The sequence below is a fragment of the Streptomyces sp. URMC 124 genome (genome assembly GCF_051386455.1).
In the GTDB taxonomy this organism is placed as follows: domain Bacteria; phylum Actinomycetota; class Actinomycetes; order Streptomycetales; family Streptomycetaceae; genus Streptomyces.
Window position 1 is genome coordinate 19,424 of record NZ_JBPQTS010000008.1, and the last position, 15,131, is coordinate 34,554.

At 73.5% G+C, this 15,131-nt stretch carries 14 protein-coding genes and 3 tRNA genes; 12 read left to right on the plus strand and 5 right to left on the minus strand.

Translation table 11 applies throughout. The features are described 5' to 3' along the window. Positions 1-16: 16 nt before the first annotated feature. Together ACSNOG_RS02860 and ACSNOG_RS02865 are read left to right on the plus strand one after the other, a co-directional pair. Positions 17-802, plus strand: coding sequence for a sulfite exporter TauE/SafE family protein (locus ACSNOG_RS02860; protein WP_436750900.1), 786 nt, complete (start codon positions 17-19; stop codon positions 800-802). Between the two features lie 118 nt (positions 803-920). Next, positions 921-1,868: a trypsin-like serine peptidase gene (locus ACSNOG_RS02865; RefSeq protein WP_436750901.1), complete on the plus strand. Its 948-nt coding sequence runs from the start codon at positions 921-923 to the stop codon at positions 1,866-1,868. A gap of 89 nt (positions 1,869-1,957) precedes the next feature. On the opposite strand, the gene ACSNOG_RS02870 is transcribed toward ACSNOG_RS02865, so the two are convergent. From ACSNOG_RS02870 to ACSNOG_RS02880, 3 genes are all read right to left on the minus strand, one after another. Then, positions 1,958-2,323, minus strand: a complete 366-nt coding sequence (locus tag ACSNOG_RS02870) for a hypothetical protein (RefSeq protein WP_436750902.1) — start codon at positions 2,321-2,323, stop codon at positions 1,958-1,960. Then, positions 2,320-3,207 carry an isocitrate lyase/PEP mutase family protein gene (locus tag ACSNOG_RS02875; RefSeq protein ID WP_436750903.1) on the minus strand — a complete coding sequence of 296 codons (888 nt, stop codon included), beginning with the start codon at positions 3,205-3,207 and terminating at the stop codon, positions 2,320-2,322. The genes ACSNOG_RS02870 and ACSNOG_RS02875 overlap by 4 nt, the downstream gene beginning before the upstream one ends. Positions 3,208-3,538: 331 nt before the next feature. Beyond that, a complete protein-coding gene (locus tag ACSNOG_RS02880; RefSeq protein WP_436750904.1) occupies positions 3,539-4,237 on the minus strand; it encodes a SanA/YdcF family protein in 699 nt (232 codons plus the stop codon). Positions 4,238-4,349: 112 nt separating this feature from the next. Here ACSNOG_RS02880 and ACSNOG_RS02885 point away from each other — a divergent pair, with 112 nt between their 5' ends. The 4 genes from ACSNOG_RS02885 to ACSNOG_RS02900 all read left to right on the plus strand — a co-directional run bounded on the left by ACSNOG_RS02885 (position 4,350) and on the right by ACSNOG_RS02900 (position 10,867). Beyond that, positions 4,350-5,675, plus strand: coding sequence for a deoxyguanosinetriphosphate triphosphohydrolase (locus ACSNOG_RS02885; RefSeq protein WP_436750905.1), 1,326 nt, complete (start codon positions 4,350-4,352; stop codon positions 5,673-5,675). Positions 5,676-5,842: 167 nt separating this feature from the next. Then, positions 5,843-7,138, plus strand: a complete 1,296-nt coding sequence (locus ACSNOG_RS02890) for an NAD(P)/FAD-dependent oxidoreductase (protein WP_436750906.1) — start codon at positions 5,843-5,845, stop codon at positions 7,136-7,138. Positions 7,139-7,177: 39 nt separating this feature from the next. After that, positions 7,178-9,121, plus strand: a complete 1,944-nt coding sequence (dnaG, locus tag ACSNOG_RS02895; RefSeq protein ID WP_436750907.1) for a DNA primase — start codon at positions 7,178-7,180, stop codon at positions 9,119-9,121. 423 nt (positions 9,122-9,544) lie between these two features. Next, a complete protein-coding gene (locus tag ACSNOG_RS02900) occupies positions 9,545-10,867 on the plus strand; it encodes an RNA polymerase sigma factor (RefSeq protein WP_436750908.1) in 1,323 nt (440 codons plus the stop codon). A 15-nt stretch (positions 10,868-10,882) separates the two neighbouring features. Here ACSNOG_RS02900 and ACSNOG_RS02905 read toward each other — a convergent pair whose 3' ends face one another. Continuing rightward, complete coding sequence (locus ACSNOG_RS02905) at positions 10,883-12,304, minus strand: FGGY family carbohydrate kinase (RefSeq protein ID WP_436750909.1); 1,422 nt, start codon at positions 12,302-12,304, stop codon at positions 10,883-10,885. 94 nt (positions 12,305-12,398) lie between these two features. Next, on the minus strand, positions 12,399-12,686 hold the full coding sequence (locus ACSNOG_RS02910; RefSeq protein ID WP_436750910.1) for a YtxH domain-containing protein: 288 nt from the start codon (positions 12,684-12,686) through the stop codon (positions 12,399-12,401). A gap of 174 nt (positions 12,687-12,860) precedes the next feature. Here ACSNOG_RS02910 and ACSNOG_RS02915 point away from each other — a divergent pair. The 6 genes from ACSNOG_RS02915 to ACSNOG_RS02940 all read left to right on the plus strand — a co-directional run bounded on the left by ACSNOG_RS02915 (position 12,861) and on the right by ACSNOG_RS02940 (position 15,101). Continuing rightward, positions 12,861-12,933, plus strand: a tRNA-Asn gene (locus ACSNOG_RS02915). 5 nt (positions 12,934-12,938) lie between these two features. Then, a tRNA-Asn gene (locus tag ACSNOG_RS02920) sits at positions 12,939-13,011 on the plus strand. 190 nt (positions 13,012-13,201) lie between these two features. Further along, positions 13,202-13,275: transfer RNA gene (locus tag ACSNOG_RS02925), tRNA-Ile, on the plus strand. A gap of 246 nt (positions 13,276-13,521) precedes the next feature. Continuing rightward, complete coding sequence (gene trxA / locus ACSNOG_RS02930) at positions 13,522-13,935, plus strand: thioredoxin (RefSeq protein WP_436750911.1); 414 nt, start codon at positions 13,522-13,524, stop codon at positions 13,933-13,935. Beyond that, complete coding sequence (locus tag ACSNOG_RS02935; RefSeq protein ID WP_436750912.1) at positions 13,928-14,530, plus strand: histidine phosphatase family protein; 603 nt, start codon at positions 13,928-13,930, stop codon at positions 14,528-14,530. Before trxA ends, ACSNOG_RS02935 begins: the two co-directional genes overlap by 8 nt. A 145-nt stretch (positions 14,531-14,675) precedes the next feature. Further along, complete coding sequence (locus ACSNOG_RS02940) at positions 14,676-15,101, plus strand: OsmC family protein (RefSeq protein WP_436750913.1); 426 nt, start codon at positions 14,676-14,678, stop codon at positions 15,099-15,101. The last annotated feature ends 30 nt before the right edge of the window (positions 15,102-15,131 follow it).

Genomic DNA, 15,131 nt, shown 5'->3' on the forward strand with positions numbered 1-15,131 from the left:
CCGTACGATCGCCGAGGTGACCACCGACATATCGCTGTCGACCCTGCTCGTGCTCTGCCTCGCCGCGGCCGCGGCGGGGTGGATCGACGCGGTGGTGGGCGGTGGCGGCCTCCTGCAGCTCCCGGCGCTCATGGTGGGCCTGCCCCACGTGCCGCCCGCGCACGTCCTCGGCACCAACAAGGCCGTGGCCATCTGCGGCACCGCGGCGGCGGCCTTCGCCTACGCCCGCCGGGCGCCGGTGAACCCGCGCACGGCCTTGCGCATCGGCCTCGCCGCGCTCGGCGGCTCGCTCGCCGGAGCGGTCTTCGCCACCGGCATCAGCAACGCCGTCCTGCGCCCGCTGATCATGGCCATCCTGCTGGCCGTGCTCGCCTTCGTGCTGCTGCGCCCCTCCTTCGGCACGGCCGTGCCCTCCGCCGGGCCGGTCTCCCGGCGCCGCGCGCTCGCCGCGATCCTCGTCGCGGGCCTCGGCATCGGCTTCTACGACGGCCTCATAGGCCCGGGCACCGGCACCTTCCTCGTGCTCGCCCTCGCCGCGATCCTGCACATGGACCTGGTGACGGCCTCCGGCACCGCCAAGATCGTCAACGTGTGCACCAACGTGGGCGCCCTCGTCACCTTCTCCCTGCACGACTCCGTGATCTGGAAGGTCGCCGCTCCCATGGCGCTGTTCAACCTCACCGGCGGCGCGGTGGGGGCCCGGATGGCGCTCAAGCGGGGGAGCGGCTTCGTCCGGGCGGTCCTCCTCGTGGTGGTCGTGTCGCTGGTCTGCAAGCTGGCCTACGACCAGTGGTCCGGCTGACCGGGGGACGACGGGAGGCGGTGCAGGAGGTAAAGCAGGAGGTAAAGCGATAGGGAAATCGGCCCGGCGCGATCCCGGGCGCGGCAGATGCGGTTAGCCTGTCGACTACCTTCCTGACGTGGTGGGGGTTCTCGTGCGTTTCTCCCGGTGGGGCCGGGTCCGATGGGTCCGGGCCGTGCTCGCGGGGCTCTATGTCGTCACCCTTGCGGCGGCCGTGCCCCGGGGGGCCGGAGGCCATGGCCGGGAGGGCAGCTGGTCCAGCGAGGAGGCCCGGCGGTTCTGGGGCCCGACCCGGATGGAGCAGTCCGCCGGCACCGACGGCGACGACGCCGGTGGCGCCGCGCCTCCCGCCGCGCAGCGCATCACCGGCAGTGCCCGCCACTTCGACGGCGTGCCGTCCGTGGGCGTGCTCTTCTCCGTCGGCGAGGACATGCGCGACCACCACTGCACGGCCAGCGTGGTGCACAGCCCCAAGGGCAATCTGATCATCACGGCCGGGCACTGCTCCGTCGGCTCCGACGCCGCGTTCGTCCCCGGCTACCGGACCGGCTCCGACCGGCAGCCGTACGGCGTGTGGGCCGTCGACCGCGCCTTCGTCGACCCCCGCCGCTCCGACACCGGCGAGGGCTCCGACCTGGACTTCGCCTTCGCCACCCTCAGACCCGACGGCCGCGGCCGCCAGGTCGAGCGCGTCACCGGCGCCAACCGCCTGGTCCGCACCCCCGGCTACGTCAACCGCGTCACAGTCATCGGCTACCCCGACGCCGACGACGACCCCGCCGACCAGGCGATCCGCTGCACGACGATGACCAGCCGCCTCGACGACCGCCGGCAGCTGCGGATGCGCTGCGACGGCTACGTCTCGGGCACCTCCGGCAGCCCGTGGCTCACCCACTTCGACGAGCGCACGAAGACGGGCGACCTCGTCGGCGTCCTCGGCGGCCTCAACGGAGGCGGGCCGGACGGTGACGAGAGCGCGCAGATCTCGTACAGCCCGGTCAACGACGACGAGATCTTCGCGCTGTACATGGACGCGATAAACGGACGGGAGCCGCAGCGGGCCTGACGCCCCCGCGGCTCCCCGCGCCCGTGCTCCGACCCTGCTCGTCCTCGCCCCTCGCCCCGACGCGTCGCCCCTCGTCTTTGCGGGCTCCCTCAGTCCTCTGTGCCCTCGCCGCCGGGCGCGTGACCGATCCAGCCGCCCTCCGGCTGCGACTGGGCGGAGCCGCCCACGTCCCGGTTGCGCACGTCGATGGCGCCACCGCCGCCGTCGTGGTCGCTGCCGGCCGTGCCCTTGCTGCCGACGAGCGCGTTGGCCGTCCGGTCGACCTCCAGCCAGGAGTCGGCGTGGGAGTTGTCCACCACGATGACGCCGAAGTTGGAGGGCCCGATGCCCTTGGGGAAGGGCTTGCGCGCCTCGGCCCGTACGCGGACGCCGGCCGCGGCCTCGCCGCCCAGGAACGTGCCCGCGATCACGGCGCCGGCCACGCCCGCGGCGAGGAGGGCGGTGCCACGGATCACGCCGGGACCGCCTGCCGGGCCGGGAGGTGCCCGCCGGTGTGCCCGCCGGTGTTCCCGCCGATGTTGCGCTCCAGCAGGCGGGTCGAGCTCGCCACCCCGACCTCGCCGCCCGCCGCGGTGTCCGGCAGCCGCCCGTCCTCCTCCCGCAGGGCGGTCAGCGCCCCGTCGATCGCCCGGTGCGCCGCGAAAAGGCACGGGGTGCTGTAAATGGCGAGATCGACGCCGAGTCCGGCGAGCTCGGTGAGGGAAAGGCGCGGGGATTTCCCGCCCGCGATCTGGTTGAACAGCAGCGGTTTGTCACCGATCACGGAACGGACCTTGCGAATCCACTCCACGCTGCGGACCCCGTCGACCAGGACGACATCCGCATCCGTTTCCGCCAGGGCCGCCGCGCGGCGCAGGATCTCGTTCTCCTCGGTGGCGTCGGTGCGTGCCACGACGAGGAGATCCTCCCGGGCCGCCAGCACCAGTTCGAGTTTGTTCAGGTATTCGTCCAGCGGAAGAATGATCTTTCCGTCCGCGTGTCCGCACCGGCGCGGCCGCTTCTGGTCCTCCAGGATGACCCCGGAGGCACCGGCGCGCTCCAGGCGCCGCACCACGTGGCAGGCCACTTCCGGGTCGACGTAGCCGTCGTCGATGTCCACCAGGAGGTGGTGGCGGGGGAAGGCCGGGCGCAGGCGTTCCACGAAGCCGAGCATGTCGGGCCAGGCGATGAAGCCGATATCGGGGAGGCCGTAGTGGGACGCGGCGAATCCGAACCCGGATACGAAGAATCCGTTGTAGTGCTGCGCGGCGATGGAGGCCGAGTACATGTCGTAGATGCCGATGAGGGGGGTGGTACCGGGTGCTGCGATGTCGTCCCGCAGAGCAGTGCCGTGGCGCATCCGTCCTCCTGACGTCCGGTTTCCGATGAATTCACCGGAGTGGCGGACAACGCTGTCAGAAGATTCCGGGAGGTGTAAACGGCGCTTCAACGAATCCCCAAGACCGGGGATGGTGCGACAGTCCCTTTATATGGTCGGCAGTGGATTTCTGCAGCCAGGTCAGAGGCACGCCTACGGGACGGCGTAGGGAAATGCGGCGCGCATCGTGGGCCGCGCGCGACGGCCCGGTCCTGAGCCCGGAATACTCACTGCGCGCGGCGCCCCGACGAGGAAGACGTAGCCGCACTGGCCCGGAAGCCGTACGGGCCGTCGCCTCCGCTTCCGGCCGGATTCACCGCCCGTCCGCCTCCGCCAGCGCCTGCTGGACGCCCGGCTCGTGCGGCCCCAGGAACCGCGGCCCCGGCCGCACGAGCGCGTCCAGCGCCGCCTTCCCCGAGGCGAACACCTCGCGCGCACCGCCCGCGTACCAGGTGACGTCGTGCTTGGCGGCCACCCCCACCCCGTACGCGTCGATGCCCGCGGCCCCGCACAGCGCCAGCGCCCGCCGGACGTGGAAGCCCTGGGTGATCAGCACCGCCCTCTTCACCCCGAAGATGCGGACGGCGCGCGTGCACGAGTCCCAGGTGTCGAAGCCCGCGAAGTCGCTCACGATGCGGTCCGCCGGCACCCCCCGGTCCGTCAGGTACGCGCGCATCGCGTCCGGTTCGTCGTACTCCTCGCGGCTGTTGTCGCCGGTGACGAGCACGACGCGGACCTTGCCCGCCCGGTACAGCTCGACGGCCGCGTCCAGGCGGTGCGCCAGGTACGGGGACGGCTTGCCGTCGAACAGGCCCGCGCCGAAGACCATGGCGACGGGCGCGGACGGCACGTTCTCAACGGTCCGCATCCGCGGCTCCGCCGCCGCGTACACCCACGTCGCCGGCAGCAGCGCGAGCACGCAGCCGGCCACGGCCGCCCACAGCAGCCGCCGCCTCTCCCGCCGCGTCCGCGGCATTCGCACCCGCATCCGCAGCACGCGGCCCCACGTCATGTCGATCAACCTCCCCGTCGACCGGTAAGGACGGTGCGGAGGCACCGCGGGTTCCCGCTCCGCTCCAGCTCACGCCGTCGCTGCTGTCACACCCGGCGGTTACCGTCGGGGTATGAACGCAGCGGCACGCACCCCCCGAGAGAAGCCCGTCCTCGCCGGATACGACGAGCAGGACCTGGAGCGCTGGGCCCCCGAGCCGGACAAGCGCCCCGGGCGCACCGCCTTCCAGCGGGACCGGGCCCGCGTGCTGCACTCGGCGGCCCTGCGCCGGCTGGCCGGCAAGACCCAGGTCGTCACGCCCGGCGTCAGCGCCCAGGCCTGGGACGCCAGCCCCCGCACCCGCCTCACGCACTCCCTGGAGTGCGCCCAGGTGGGCCGCGAGCTCGGCGCCGCGCTCGGCTGCGACCCCGACCTCGTGGAGACCGCCTGCCTCGCGCACGACCTGGGCCACCCCCCGTTCGGCCACAACGGCGAGCAGGCGCTCGACGAAGTCGCCGGACTGTGCGGCGGTTTCGAGGGCAACGCCCAGTCGCTGCGCCTGCTCACCCGCCTGGAGCCCAAGCGGTTCGTCCCCAGCGACGCCACCGGCGAGCTCGTCAGCGTCGGGCTCAACCTCACGCGGGCGGCCCTCGACGCCGCCACCAAGTACCCCTGGCCTCGCGGCGCCCACCCCACCGACCCGTCCTCCCGCAAGTTCGGCGCCTACGACGACGACCTGCCCGTCTTCGCCTGGCTCCGGCAGGGCGCCCCCGAGGGGCGGCGCAGCTTCGAGGCCCAGGTCATGGACTGGGCCGACGACGTCGCCTACTCCGTGCACGACGTCGAGGACGGCCTGCACGCCGGCCACCTCGACCCCAACGTGCTGCTCGCCGAGCCCGAGCGCCGCGACGTCTTCGCCGTCGCCGCCGGGCGCTACGCCCCGGGCGCCGCGCCCGAAGAGCTCGCCGAGGCCCTCGACCGCCTCCTGGAGCAGGAGTGGTGGCCGCACGGCTACGACGGGTCCGCCGTCGCCCAGGCCCGCCTGAAGGACGCCACCAGCCAGCTCATCGGCCGTTTCTGCCTGGCCGCCGAGAGCGCCACCCGCGCCGCCTACGGCCCCGGCCGGCTCACCCGTTACGCCGCCGAGCTCGTCGTCCCGCGCGAAACCCGCCTCGAATGCGCCGTCTTGAAGGCCGTCGCCGACCGTTACGTGATACAGCGCCCGGACCAGGAGAAGCTCCGCGCCGAGCAGCGCGTCGTCATCGCCGAGCTCGCCGAGGCCCTCACCGCCCGCGCCCCCGACGGCCTCGACCCGCAGTTCCGCTCCCTCTACGCGGCCGCCGCCGACGACGCGGGCCGCCAGCGCGCCGTCGTCGACCAGATCGCCGCCCTGACCGACGTCTCCGCGCGCTCCCTGCTCACCCGCCTCACCGACGGGCGCGCCGTGTCACAAGGGTGACCGAATGTCCACAGAATCCGAGGACTTCCCCCGCACCCTGCGGGTACTGACCCGTCCGGGGTAGTCCCTCTTCCGGCGGCGGGCCCCGTGCGGCAACCTCTGCACGGGCGATTCCGGCCGGGGGCGGTCCAACGCAGACGCACTGCGTGGCAGCGAGGAGGCAGCAAGTGGTCGACGCGAACCAGACGTTCGTCATCGTCGGAGGGGGCCTGGCCGGGGCGAAGGCCGCGGAGACCCTGCGCGCGGAGGGCTTCACCGGCCGGGTGATCCTCATCTGCGACGAACGCGAGCACCCCTACGAGCGCCCGCCGCTCTCCAAGGGCTACCTCACGGGCAAGGAGGACCGCGACAGCGTCTTCGTCCACGAGCCCGGCTGGTACGCCCAGGCCGATGTCGAGCTGCACCTGGGCCAGCCCGCCGTCCACCTCGACCGCGCGGCCCGCTCCGTGCGCCTGGGCGACGGCACCCGCGTCCACTACGACAAGCTGCTCCTGGCCACCGGCGCCGAACCCCGCCGCCTGGACATCCCCGGCACCGGCCTCGTCGGCGTCCACCACCTGCGCCGCCTCGCCCACGCCGAGCGGCTGCGCGGCGTCCTCGCCTCCCTCGGCCGCGACAACGGCCACCTCGTCATCGCCGGCGCGGGCTGGATCGGCCTCGAAGTCGCCGCCGCCGCCCGCTCCTACGGTGCCGAGGTGACCGTCGTCGAGCCCGAGCCCACGCCGCTGCACCCCGTCCTCGGCCCCGAGCTCGGCCAGCTCTTCACCGACCTGCACGGCGAGCACGGCGTCCGCTTCCACTTCGGCGCCCGCCTCACCGAGATCACCGGCCAGGACGGCATGGTGCTGGCCGCCCGCACCGACGACGGCGAGGAACACCCCGCCCACGCCGTCCTCGCCGCCATCGGCGCCGCCCCCCGCACCGCCCTCGCCGAGGCCGCCGGCCTCGCCCTCGTCGACCGCGCCGACGGCGGCGGCATCGCCGTCGACGCCTCCCTGCGCACCTCCGACCCCGAGATCTACGCCGCGGGCGACGTCGCCGCCACACCTCTTGCCCATCTCAGGGGGACCCCGTGGCCGGGCACGAGGCTCCGCGTCGAGCACTGGGCCAACGCCCTGCACACCGGCCCCGCCGCCGCCCGCGCCATGCTCGGCCGGGAGATCGCCTACGACCGGGTGCCCTACTTCTTCTCCGACCAGTACGACGTCGGTCTGGAGTACTCCGGCTACGCCCCGCCCGGCTCCTACGACCAGGTCGTCTGCCGCGGCGACGTCGGCAAGCGCGAGTTCATCGCCTTCTGGCTCGCCGAGGGGCGCCTCCTCGCCGGGATGAACGTCAATGTGTGGGATGTCACGGAGACCGTCCAGAAGCTCATCCGCTCCGGCGCCCCCCTGGACCCCGAGGCCCTCGCCGACCCCGCCGTGCCCCTCGACGCCCTGCTGCCCAGCCCCGCGCAGCCCTGACGGTCCCGGGCCGGCGGCCCCCGCCCGTAGAATTCACGCGTGGCAGGACGGATCAACGACGACGACGTGAAGGCGGTACGGGACGCGGTCCCGATCGACGCCGTCGTGTCCGAGTACCTCCAGTTGCGCAACGCGGGCGGCGGCAACCTCAAGGGCCTGTGCCCCTTCCACGACGAGAAGTCCCCGTCCTTCCAGGTCAGCCCGGCCAAGGGCCTCTTCTACTGCTTCGGCTGCCAGGAGGGCGGGGACACCGTCGACTTCGTCATGAAGATCGACCACCTCTCCTTCGCCGAAACGATCGAGCGGCTGGCCGCCCAGGCCGGCATCACCCTGCGCTACGAGGAGGGCGGCTACACCCCCGGCCGCCAGCAGGGCGAGCGCATCCGCCTCGTCGAGGCCCACAAGCACGCCGCCACGTTCTACGCCGAGCAGCTCGGCAGTCCCGAGGCCGAGATCGGCCGGCAGTTCCTGGCGAGCCGCGGCTTCGGCCAGGACGCCGCCGAGCACTTCGGCGTCGGCTACAGCCCCGCCGGCTGGGACCACCTCACCCGCTTCCTGCGCGGCAAGGGCTTCAGCGACAAGGAACTGATCCTCTCCGGCCTCGCCCAGGAGAGCCGCGGCGGCCGGCCCATCGACCGCTTCCGCGGCCGCCTCATGTGGCCCATCCGCGACATCACCGGCGAGGTCGTCGGCTTCGGCGCGCGCAAGCTCCGCGACGACGACAACGGCCCCAAGTACCTCAACACCCCCGAAACGCCGCTCTACCGCAAGTCGCACGTCCTCTACGGCATCGACCTCGCCAAGAAGGACATCGCCAAGACCAGCCGCGCCGTCGTCGTCGAGGGCTACACCGACGTCATGGCCTGCCACCTGGCCGGCGTCACCACCGCCATCGCCACCTGCGGCACCGCCTTCGCCGGCGACCACATCAAGATCCTCCGGCGGTTGCTGATGGACAACTCCGGCGCGAAGGTGATTTTTACCTTCGACGGTGACGCCGCCGGGCAGCGCGCGGCCCTGCGGGCCTTCGAGGACGACCAGAAGTTCGCCGCGAGCACCAAGATCGCTGTTAGTCCCGGCGGGATGGACCCGTGCGAGCTCCGCCTCGCCGACGGCGACGACGCCGTACGGCGACTGGTCGAGGAGAGCACCCCCCTCTTCGAGTTCGCGATCCGTTCCGTGGTCGCCCGGCACGCCGTCGAGGAGCCCGAGGGCCAGGCCGCCGCCCTGGAGGAGGCCGCGCCTATCGTGGCGAACATCAAGGACGGCTCCATCCGGCACCAGTACGCCGTCCGGCTCGCCGGCCTGCTGGGCATTCTCGACACCCAGTTCGTTGTCATGCGCGTGGGACAGCTGGCCCGCTGGGCGCGCGAGCGGGGGGAGCGCGGCGGCCCCCAGCAGCGCTCGGCCGTCCGGGCCGGCGCGCCGGCCCCCAGGCCCGCCGCCGGGTCCGCGGCGGGGCCCGACAACCACCGGACCGGCGGGCCGCAGGCCGTCCGCGGCCCCGCGCTCAACCTGCGCAGCCCCGTCGCGCTCACCGAGCGCGAGCTGCTCAAGCTCGCCCTGCAGCGGCCCGAGCTCGTCGCCCCCGCCTTCGACGCCTTCGGCGAGGACGAGTTCACCGCCGCGCCCTACGTGGCCGTGCGCCGCGCCATCGAGGAGGCCGGCGGCGTCACCGCCGCCCCCGCCGACTACCTCACCTGCGTCCGTGACGTCGCCCCCGACGACACCGTCCGGGCCATGATCACCGAGCTGGCCGTCGAAGCGATCCGGCACAAGAACGTGGACGAGGTCTACGCGGGAATACAGCTCGTCCAGGTCCGCCTGCGCGCCGTCGAACGCCGCATCCAGGAGGTCCAGGGCAGCCTGATCCGCCTCGGCAGCCGCCCGGATCCGGAGCACCTGGCCGCCGTGCAGAACGAACTGTGGGTACTGGAGCAGTACGCCCGCTCCCTGAAGGACCGCGGCGCCGCGGCGCTCTAGCGCGACGGCGCTCGGATCGGGCGCCGTCGCTCGCCGTCGAGGGGCCCGGCCCCTCGAATCCGCCGCGGCGATCAGCCGCCGCGAGCCCGTCCGGCGGTGCCGGGCCACTAGGTGAAGGGCCCGGCCCTTCAATACCGCCGCAGCGGCGAGCAACCCCTACGACGTAACCGGCGGTGCCGGACAACACTTCCGGGCAGCTCGGCACCGCCGGACAGGTTCACTACGGCTGATCGCCGCGGCGGCGGATTCGAGGGCCTGGCCCCTCGACGGCCAGCTATGCCCGGTCGGGCCGCCCGGCACCGCCGGTCACACAGGGGGGTGCTCGCCGCGGCGGAGGTCGTAACCCCCGGTCACTGAACGGAATCAGAAAGTGCCCGCAAGCCCCTCGTGGCGGGCCCGCGTCGTACCCCACACTGGTGGGCGGTGCCTGAGTCCTCGGACGCGGCAGGCCCGGCCGCTCGGACCCGGAACTCGGAACCCTTCGCGAAGCCGCTCCTGACCCCCGGGACGGCCGGCGGCCAGGCCGCTGCCGCCCCTCCGGCGCATGCCGCCCCGAAACCGGCAGCGATCACCTTGGAGGTCGCCCCCGTGCAGACCCGGACACCGACCAGGCTCCCGTCACGGCCCGCGGCCGCCCCGGCCCAGGGCGTCCCCCGGCAGCCCGCCGCGCCCCAGGCCGAGAGCCTCTCCGACGAGCCCTCCCCGCCGGATCCGGCGTCGGCCGGCGCGCCGGCCGCCCCGCACGAGGCCCACGAGGCCGAGCCCGAGCCGGCGGAGGCGGCGGAGCCGGAGGTGGAGGCGGAGTCTGCCCGGACCGCGCGCGCCGACACCGGTGGCCCCTCCTCCGACCTCTTCCGGCAGTACCTGCGCGAGATCGGCCGCATCCCCCTGCTCTCCGCCGCCGAGGAGGTGGAGCTCGCCCGCTGCGTGGAGGCCGGGCTGTTCGCGGAGGAGAAGCTGGCCGGCGCCCCGGACCTCGACTCCCAGCTCGCCCTCGACCTCGACCGCCTCGTGGTGCTCGGCCGGATGGCCAAACGGCGGCTGATCGAGGCGAATCTGCGCCTCGTCGTCTCCGTCGCCAAGCGCTACATCGGCCGCGGCCTGACGATGCTCGACCTCGTCCAGGAGGGCAATCTGGGCCTGATCAGGGCGGTCGAGAAGTTCGACTACGCCCGCGGGTACAAGTTCTCCACGTACGCGACGTGGTGGATCCGCCAGGCCATGTCGCGCGCCCTCGCGGACCAGGCCCGCACGATCCGCGTCCCGGTGCACGTCGTGGAGCTCATCAACCGCGTCGTCCGGGTCCAGCGCCGCATGCTGCAGGAGCGCGGCTACGAGCCGACGGCGGACGAGGTGGCCGCCCACCTCGACCTGACCCAGGAGCGGGTCAGCGAGGTGCTGCGGCTGGCGCAGGAGCCCGTCTCGCTGCACGCGCCGGTCGGCGAGGAGGACGACGTCGCCCTCGGCGACCTGATCGAGGACGGCGACGCGGCCTCGCCCGTGGAGTCGGCCGCCTTCCTGCTGCTGCGCGAGCACCTGGAGGCGGTCCTGTCGACGCTCGGGGAGCGCGAGCGCAAGGTGGTGCAGCTGCGCTACGGGCTGGTCGACGGCCGCCCCCGCACCCTGGAGGAGATCGGCCGCATCTTCGGCGTGACCCGCGAGCGCATCCGCCAGATCGAGTCCAAGACCCTCAACAAGCTGCGCGACCACGCCTTCGCGGACCAGCTGCGCGGCTACCTCGACTAGCCCGGCAGGCCGGGCCTAGTCGAACGCCCCGGGGTGGGTCTGCTCGCGCACGGCCGCGTACTGCTGCCGCACCGCCTGCCCGACCGGCAGGTCCTCGCCCGGCTCGAACACCTGGCTGGCCGCGGACGGCCACAGGGGCGGCTCGTGGGGGGCCAGCGCGCCCTGCTGGACGCCCAGCGCCCAGGCGGCCTGCCGGGCCGCGCCCAGCGCCGCGTAGTCCGCCGGCTGGGGCACGACGACCTGCGCGCCGAACAGCGCGGGAGCGATGGCCTGCACGGCGGGCAGCTCCGCCGCGGCGCCCAGCAGGAACACCCGGCGCACCTGCACCCCGCGCCCCCGCAGGACGTCCAGCGCGTCCGTGAGCCCGCACAGCATGCCCTCGAACGCGGCTCGCGCCAGGTGCTCCGGCTTCATGCTCTCGCGCCGCAGCCCGGCCAGCGTGCCCGCGGTGTGCGGCAGGTGCGGGGTCCGCTCGCCCTCCAGGTACGGCAGCATCACGAGCCCGTACGAGCCCGGGCTCGACTGCAGCGCCAGCTCCGACAGGCCCGGCAGGTCCGTGCCGAGCAGCTCCGCGGTGCCGCGCAGCACGCGCACGGCGTTGAGGGTGTGCACCACGGGCAGGTGCATGCCGGTCGCGTCGGCGTAGGACGTGATCGTCCCGGAGGGGTCCACGAGGGCCTCGTGGTGCACGGCGAAGACCGAGCCGGAGGCGCCGAGGGAGATCACGGCGTCCCCCGGACCCACGCCCAGTCCGAAGGCCGCCGCCATCGTCTCGCCCGTTCCGGCGGAGATCAGCAGGCCCTCGGGGGTGTGCCCGGCGGGCTCGGCGGGCGCGAGGACGTCGGGGAGGACGGCGGGGCGGCCCAGGGCCAGCTCCACCAGGTCCGGCCGCCAGGAGCCGGTCGCGGCGGACCACAGGCCGGTGCCGGAGGCGTCGCCGCGGTCGGTGGTGCGCCGCAGCGGGCGGCCGAGGAGCTGCCACACGAGCCAGTCGTGCGGCTGGAGCAGGGCGGCGATGCGCTGGGCGGATTCGGGCTCGTTGCGGGCGAGCCAGCGCAGTTTGGCGACCATCTGGCCGGGCTGGGGCACCGAGCCGACGGCCTGTGCCCAGGCGGCGCGGCCGCCGAGCGCGTCGGTCAGGTCGGCCGCGGAGGGCTGCATGCGCTTGTCGTTGCCGAGCATGGCGGGGCGGACGAGGACCCCGCCGGCGTCCAGCGCGAGCAGGCCGTTCTGCTGCGCGGAGACGCCGATGGCCTGCACGCCCTCCAGGAGGCCTCCGGCGGCGGCTTCGCCGAGGGAGATCAGCCATGCCTGGGGATCGCCGTCGGTCGGCGGATGGGGGGCGTACCCCTGGCGGAGAACGGCCCCCGTGTCCGTATCGCAGACGACGATCCGTGTGCTCTCGGTGGAACTGTCCAAGCCCGCGACTATGCCCATGCCGAGATGATGCCAAACCCCGGGGCATGCTCCGTGCGCCGGTCGGGTGTTGACCCGGCCACACACGGGGCCGGGTCAGGGGCGTACGGCCGGGTCAGGTGTTACTGGTGCCCCAGTCGTCCTCGGTGCCCTGTCCCCGCTCGCGCAGCGACCGCACCCGCTCGCCCACCGAGTCCGGCAGCCGGTCGCCCACCTTCGCGAAGGCCCGCGAGCCCATGGCCCTGCCGTTCTGGGCGGCGGACTCGACCGTATTGCGGACCGCGGGGTTCTGGGCGATCTGCCGGGCTCCCTTGCGCAGCTGCTCGTACCGCTCGCGGCCGGCCCGCGCGCCCAGCACGTACCCGACGGCTGCCCCGATCATGAACGTCAGCCGGTAGCGCATCCCGCTCCACCCTTCCCTCGGACGCTGTGGTCGCCGCCTACCCGCCGGGTGCGAAGGTCACTCCCGGGGAACCGATTGGCGGAGCACCCCCCTGCTTGCGCTAATGTATGTCTCGCAGCGAGCGCACGCCGCCCGGGACCCCGGCCGGACGAGCATTCGAGGCACACGCAGCAATCCCCTGTAGCTCAATTGGCAGAGCAGCCGGCTGTTAACCGGCAGGTTACTGGTTCGAGTCCAGTCGGGGGAGCGCGATCCTCTGTAGCTCAATTGGCAGAGCAGCCGGCTGTTAACCGGCAGGTTACTGGTTCGAGTCCAGTCGGAGGAGCAAGCGATCGAGGACCCCTTCGGGGGTCCTTTTTCGTATCCGGAGCCGTCCGGAGGGAACCGATCCCGCCGTGATCGAAGTCCTCATGGTCAGGTCGGTCACGCAATACGCCCCCTCAGGGGCAGCAGATCGTATGAGCGGCTATGCTGCGGCAGACGGCGCGCACAGATGTGCGCGACGCGCCGTGAACGGGGCGGTAGCTCAGCCGGTTAGAGCAGCGGACTCATAATCCGTCGGCCGTGGGTTCGAGTCCCACCCGCCCCACACGCGTGACGTTGGTGCAGAAACGATGCGACCAGCGTTTTCGATGCCCCGCCCGGTCCCGCGCAGCGATGACCCGGTGGGGCTTCGTGCTGTCGGGGGCCGGGCGCCGCACGTCTTCGGCCACGCCGCCCGTCTGCCCGCTCCCGGCCCGGGTATGCGGCGGAATACCGCCCGGCTTCATCCTGTTGGCGCTGCTGGGCCGGTCCGACGGTCACCCGACGCCACAGCGGAAGCAGGTAGCGACGCATGAGCAGCAGCACGGTGGAGCTCACCAAGGACAACTTCGACGAGGTCGTCTCCGGCAGCGGATTCGTCCTCATCGACTTCTGGGCGTCGTGGTGCGGTCCCTGCCGGCAGTTCGCGCCGGTGTACGAGGGGGCCGCGGAGCGCCACGGCGACCTGGTCTTCGGCAAGGTCGACACCGAGGCCCAGCCCGAGCTGGCGGCCGCGTTCGAGATCCGGTCGATCCCCACGCTGATGATCGTGCGGGACAACATCGCGGTCTACGCCCAGCCGGGCGCCCTGCCGGAGGCCGCCCTGGAGGACGTCATCCGCCAGGCCCGCGCGCTCGACATGGACGAGGTGCGCGCCTCCGTCGCCGAGGAGCGGGCCAAGGCCGGGGACGCCGCGCAGGGCGAGGGGCAGTCCGCCGGTGAGTGAGCTGCTGCTGGTCCGGCACGGCGAGACCGAGTGGAGCCGCGACGGCCGCCACACCGGCTTCACGGATGTGGCCCTGACCGGGCGCGGCGAGCGGCAGGCGGAGGCCCTGCGGCCGCTGCTCGCGGGCCGTACGCTCGCGAAGGTGCTGGTGAGCCCCATGAAGCGGGCCCTGCGCACGGCCGAGCTCGCCGGTCTGGACGGCGGGATTGACCCCGACCTCCACGAGTGGGACTACGGCGGCTACGAGGGCGTGACCACCGCGGAGATCCACCGCACCCGCCCCGGCTGGTACCTGTGGGACGACGGGGTCGCCCCCGGGCCGCCCGAGCACCCGGGGGAGACGCCCGCGGAGGTCGGCGCCCGCGCCGACCGCGTCCTCGCCCGCATCGCGCCCTGGCTGGACGGGGACCGCGGGGGCGAGGGCGACGTGGTGCTGGTGGCGCACGGCCACTTCCTGCGCGTGCTGACCGCCCGTAGGCTCGGCCTGCCGCCGGCCGCGGGCGCGCTCTTCCGCCTCGACACCGCGACCCTCAGCCGGATCGGCACCGAGCACGGCCGCCCCGCGCTCGTGGCCTGGAACCTGCCGTCGGCGTGATCCGTTGCCGGGGCGGCGGAGCGTGTCGGAACCGGGGCCGCGGCCGCCGCGGACCCATGATCGGGGCGGACCGGCAGGGCCGGTGACGCCCCGGTCCCCGTACGACCGCCTGCGTACCGACCGATTTCCAGTGGAGGGAAAATTCGTGGCCACCACCCGCACCGCGCACACCGTCTGGGAAGGTGAGCTGCTCAAGGGCAGCGGCACCGTCACCTTCGACTCGTCCGGCATCGGCTCCCAGCCGGTGTCCTGGCCGTCGCGCGCCGAGCAGGCCAACGGCAAGACCAGCCCCGAGGAGCTGATTGCGGCCGCGCACTCGAGCTGCTTCTCCATGGCCCTCTCGCACGGCCTGACGGGCGCGGGCAACCCGCCCACCCGCCTGGAGACCAAGGCCGACGTCACGTTCCAGCCGGGCGAGGGCATCACCGGCATCCACCTCACCGTCCGCGGCGAGGTGCCGGGGCTGGACGCGGCGGGCTTCCAGGAGGCCGCCGAGGGCGCCAAGAAGAACTGCCCCGTCAGCCAGGCCCTCACGGGCACGACGATCACGCTGACGGCCGAGCTGGCCTGACCCCGCCCCTCCGTCGCTGCGCGGCCCTCG